Below are 3,998 nucleotides of genomic sequence, written 5' to 3'. Positions count from 1 at the left end.
ACTCGGGCACTGAATTTTTTATCAACTAGTTTTCAGTGCAAAACTAATCAATTGAATCTGTGTCTAAGGCTTTGCCTTGAGAACGAGAGTCACTTTACTTGATTCTAATAATGAGTCAATAGAATATCATTCGATTTAAAGTAACTGATTTAAAAACAACCGGTTTAGAATGTTTCCCCCTCGTTTGGCGCAGTGATAATGTACACAAGACGTTAGAACTTTGACTATAAGCTCTAACATCTTGTGTTAAAGCACGATGCACCCGCTCCTCTTCAGCGTAATTATGAAAGATACTTTACTATTGACATTTACAACCAGTAAAAACCCTCAAATAATAATCTAACTTATTGTTAAATAATATAAAAAATAGATTTAAATCACAGTAACGCCAACACCAATCCACTACTTTAAATAGCCAAACGGGAAAATAAACCTTCTATATTTAAGACAAAGAGAGACAACATGCATCAGGTCAACCCACAGCGTTCCCAACACGATTCAAATGATGAGACCGACATATCGCGTCGTAAATTTCTCACCTCACTTGCTGTCGTGAGTGTGACCAGCATCGTCGCCCTTGGCGTATCAACCTCAACAGCAAATGCATCACCTAAGCAGCCAGTGAAAGAGAGTTCATTCACTGCAATGCCACATAACATAAATTTCCCATGGATGGGGCCTTAACGCGACCAATGCTAAGCGGTAATTGAACCGTGACATAACTTTACGATAACGTAACGTTCAACTTCAACGAGAAACTAAAATGCCAGAATCAAATCCAGAACGCCTAGGTTGGATGCAAGGTTTTCCACCATCGAAAGATAAAGTAATTCGTTTTAATGATGGTACTTTCTATCAGTGGCCGCAACTAAGGTGGACCTTTTCCAACATCCAACAATTAGTGCCAACTAAATTTGTATGGCGTGGTGATAAGGCCGCCACTGCATTGCCTAAACATGATCTTAATTTTGAACAACTCACCATCACAATAGAAAACGGCGAACAGCTCACTTGGGAACAAGCATTAGAAAGTGGGCAAACAGATGGGTTGGCAATCTTACACAAAGGCGTGTTAGTGCATGAAAGTTACCACGCTGGCTGTAAACCACACCTTCCTCATACCGTCATGTCATGTGGTAAATCAATCGCTGGGATTATTGCCGAAATACTCATGACAAAAGGCGTGCTCAATGAAAATGCATTAATGTCGTCATACATGCCCGAATATAAAGGTACTGCCTGGGAAGATGCCACACTACGTCAAACCTTAGATATGCTAATAGGGCTAAAGTTTAATGAAGATTACTTTGACAGAAACTCAGATGTTTGGCTATTTCTACGGGCTGGCGGCATGGTGCCTACATCCCCTGATGACATTGGACCAAAATCACTGGTTGATTACCTTGTCACAGTAAAAAAACAAGGCGAACACGGTCAGGCATTTGCTTATAGAGAGCCAAATATTAACGCCATAACCTGGTTACTACAGCGTATAACGAACACAGATTTAGCTGAATTAGTTTCAACACATATATGGCAGCATATTGGTGCCGAGCATGATGCCTATTATATGCTTGATGGTATTGGCTTCTGTACGACACCGAGTTGTACTTTACGTGATTTTGCCCGCCTTGGTGAATTTGTACGCACTGGCGGAGAAGGCCAACAGCTCAGCAGTGATTACATCCACAAGCTTGCCCAAGGAGGCGACCCAGCACTGTTTGCAAAAGCAACGCACAGTAGCATGAAAGGTTGGTCATATAATGGCTTGTGGTGGATTAGGCACACTGAAAAAGGCAACAAAGTGATGGCACGTGGAGCCCATGGCCAATTTTTATATATTGATCCAACAGCAGAAGTCGTCATTGCCCGCTTTGCGTCGACAGAGCAAGCGCCAAGCTATCTGAAAGATAATATTAATATGCCACTGTTTGATACAATAACCAAACACATAGAAGATACTATCGGCGCCAGCTAGAAAATAAAATAGAGATACAAAAAACCAGCATTATGCTGGTTACTGTCATATTGATACTAAAACAGGGAAGCGAGTCCCGAAGTCGAATCGAGGTCCACGGATTTTAAATCCCGACGACAAAGAGCCGCTTGCATTAGTTTTATGCTACCCAAAAACTAACGTTCTCCATCACCAAAGCGGTAAATAACCTGCCCAGTTGCGCGATCATCATTTGCTGAAAGCGTGGAGCCATAATAATGCTGCCAGTCAAGTTGCAGTGCCCAGTTGCGATGCAGTTTGTAATATATACCTAAGCCAGCATTAGTCTGAAATGTTTTAATATCTCGGTCTTCATCTTTCAGTGCCTCTCCTAACCCAAGATTGATGTAAGGACGAAAATCGTTCTTCGCATTGAAATAATATTGTACATCAACACTATAATTCTCATAAATGCTTCGTTCTGCAGTGGTCTTTTGTTTCATTTCTCCTCGGCTATAATTCAGGCGAGAGGAAAACGCAGGTGTAAAATACAGCCCTAGACTAAACGTGGGCGCCCAACCGCTTTCAAGTCCCCAAGCCTCATCCAAATTAAGGTAAGCATAACCAGCAGAAAAACCAACAATGCCGAAGTCGACTGGATCTTCAATGCCTGCAGAATTATACATATCACTACGCGCTTTGGTCGAATTGCTTTTACCATTGCCCATCGCATACCTGAGATTAATTTTAACTTGGGTTTCCGAGCTGCCATCCGGTAAGCCAACTTCCTGAATGCCGACATAGCCAGTACCCGCTATAACAACCTGCTTACCGACCAACTGATTAATGCTATAACCAATGCTGTCGACCGGATCAAGAAAGAATAATGCAGTGCTGCCAAGCGCCTCAGAACCCCAAACAGTACCACCACCTTGAACAATGTCTTTTTCTTGATTAAATGCCCATTCGCCATAGACCCAACCCAGTACTGGCGTGACAACCAAATCTTGCAGAGCAGGCACCTCAGCGAACGCTTCAATACCATATTCCCAATAAAAAGTAGACATCAACGCTGAATAAATAAAAGCATCCCACTGGCGGTAGCCTGATTTACGCGCAGACTGGTAGTACACGCCCCCAAAATAGGGATGGCCGATGTAATTGATGTACCACACATCTCGGTCCCATACAGGCCCCTCTCGTACATTGTCCCACCATTTTTCAGCAAGACCTTCATCACTGCTCTCCCAATTGGTCACGCTTTCTGGCAATACTGCCAGAAAGCCTGCGACACCGACGCCATACCAGGCCACAGATTTAGTTTGTGACCATAACCGTTCACCATCCTCGCCGTTCGCGGTATTAAACAAAGCTATTTTGTAGGGGTGATTATAGACATCATAAGGCAGGTTTTTATCTTCCCAGCTGGTGTTGGTAACGGCGACAGCAGAAACTTCAGTGACGGGCGTAAGGTTGATGACGACATCTTCAGACGCAGCAGGCTTCGGTGTGACTTCTTCGGCGGTTAAATAAGTGCTACTGAACAATAGAGCGGTGAGGAAAAGTGTTTTATATAACTGAAATATTCTTCCTTTATCTCTCATATATTACCCAAGTTACGCGTTTCTATAGAACCAAAATAGCAGTATATGCTGCATTCTGCATTTATCAGCGTTAGCTATTTACTTGGGATTTACTTGGGATTTATTTACAGGCTTTAGATGAGTGAAAGATGATGCTATCGAGACTGGCTTAATTTACTGATTAACGAGGATAAAACTTAAATGAGGGATGAGGGATGTTCGTGGGTAAATTTCAGATACAAAAAAACCAGCATTAGCTGGTCAGGGTATTTATAATCAATTTCATTTTTCATTTAATATTGAAAAATGGAGGCGGGTCCCGAAGTCGAATCGAGGTCCACGGATTTGCAATCCGCTGCATAGCCACTCTGCCAACCCGCCATATACTGCGATGACAAGTTAATTGTTCACACAGACTGCTAATTTTATATCTTAGCGAGATACACTACTTTAGTATTAATTGGTGCCCGAGGCCGGAA

At 42.5% G+C, this 3,998-nt stretch carries 3 protein-coding genes and 1 tRNA gene; 2 read left to right on the top strand and 2 right to left on the bottom strand.

Going from position 1 to position 3,998, the window contains the following annotated elements; genetic code table 11:
- The first annotated feature begins 462 nt into the window (after nucleotides 1–462).
- Together A923_RS0121785 and A923_RS0121780 are read left to right on the top strand one after the other, a co-directional pair.
- A complete protein-coding gene (locus tag A923_RS0121785) occupies nucleotides 463–684 on the top strand; it encodes a hypothetical protein (RefSeq protein ID WP_017223800.1) in 222 nt (73 codons plus the stop codon).
- Between the two features lie 79 nt (nucleotides 685–763).
- Nucleotides 764–1,978 carry a serine hydrolase domain-containing protein gene (locus tag A923_RS0121780; RefSeq protein WP_017223799.1) on the top strand — a complete coding sequence of 405 codons (1,215 nt, stop codon included), beginning with the start codon at nucleotides 764–766 and terminating at the stop codon, nucleotides 1,976–1,978.
- A gap of 155 nt (nucleotides 1,979–2,133) precedes the next feature.
- Here A923_RS0121780 and A923_RS0121775 read toward each other — a convergent pair whose 3' ends face one another.
- The gene (locus tag A923_RS0121775) at nucleotides 2,134–3,483 is read right to left on the bottom strand and encodes a DUF3943 domain-containing protein (RefSeq protein ID WP_237716268.1); all 1,350 of its coding nucleotides are present in this window, start codon (nucleotides 3,481–3,483) and stop codon (nucleotides 2,134–2,136) included.
- 343 nt (nucleotides 3,484–3,826) lie between these two features.
- A tRNA-Cys gene (locus tag A923_RS0121770) sits at nucleotides 3,827–3,900 on the bottom strand.
- Nucleotides 3,901–3,998 lie beyond the last annotated feature (98 nt).

Origin of the sequence: Moritella dasanensis ArB 0140 (genome assembly GCF_000276805.1) — a bacterium.
Lineage (GTDB): Bacteria > Pseudomonadota > Gammaproteobacteria > Enterobacterales > Moritellaceae > Moritella > Moritella dasanensis.
This window is presented reverse-complemented; position numbering and strand designations above follow the sequence as displayed.

Coding starts and splice junctions, on each gene's coding strand:
- A923_RS0121780 (WP_017223799.1), top strand. CDS start 764: ATGCCAGAATCAAATCCAGAACGCCTAGGTTGGATGCAAGGTTTTCCA.
- A923_RS0121785 (WP_017223800.1), top strand. CDS start 463: ATGCATCAGGTCAACCCACAGCGTTCCCAACACGATTCAAATGATGAG.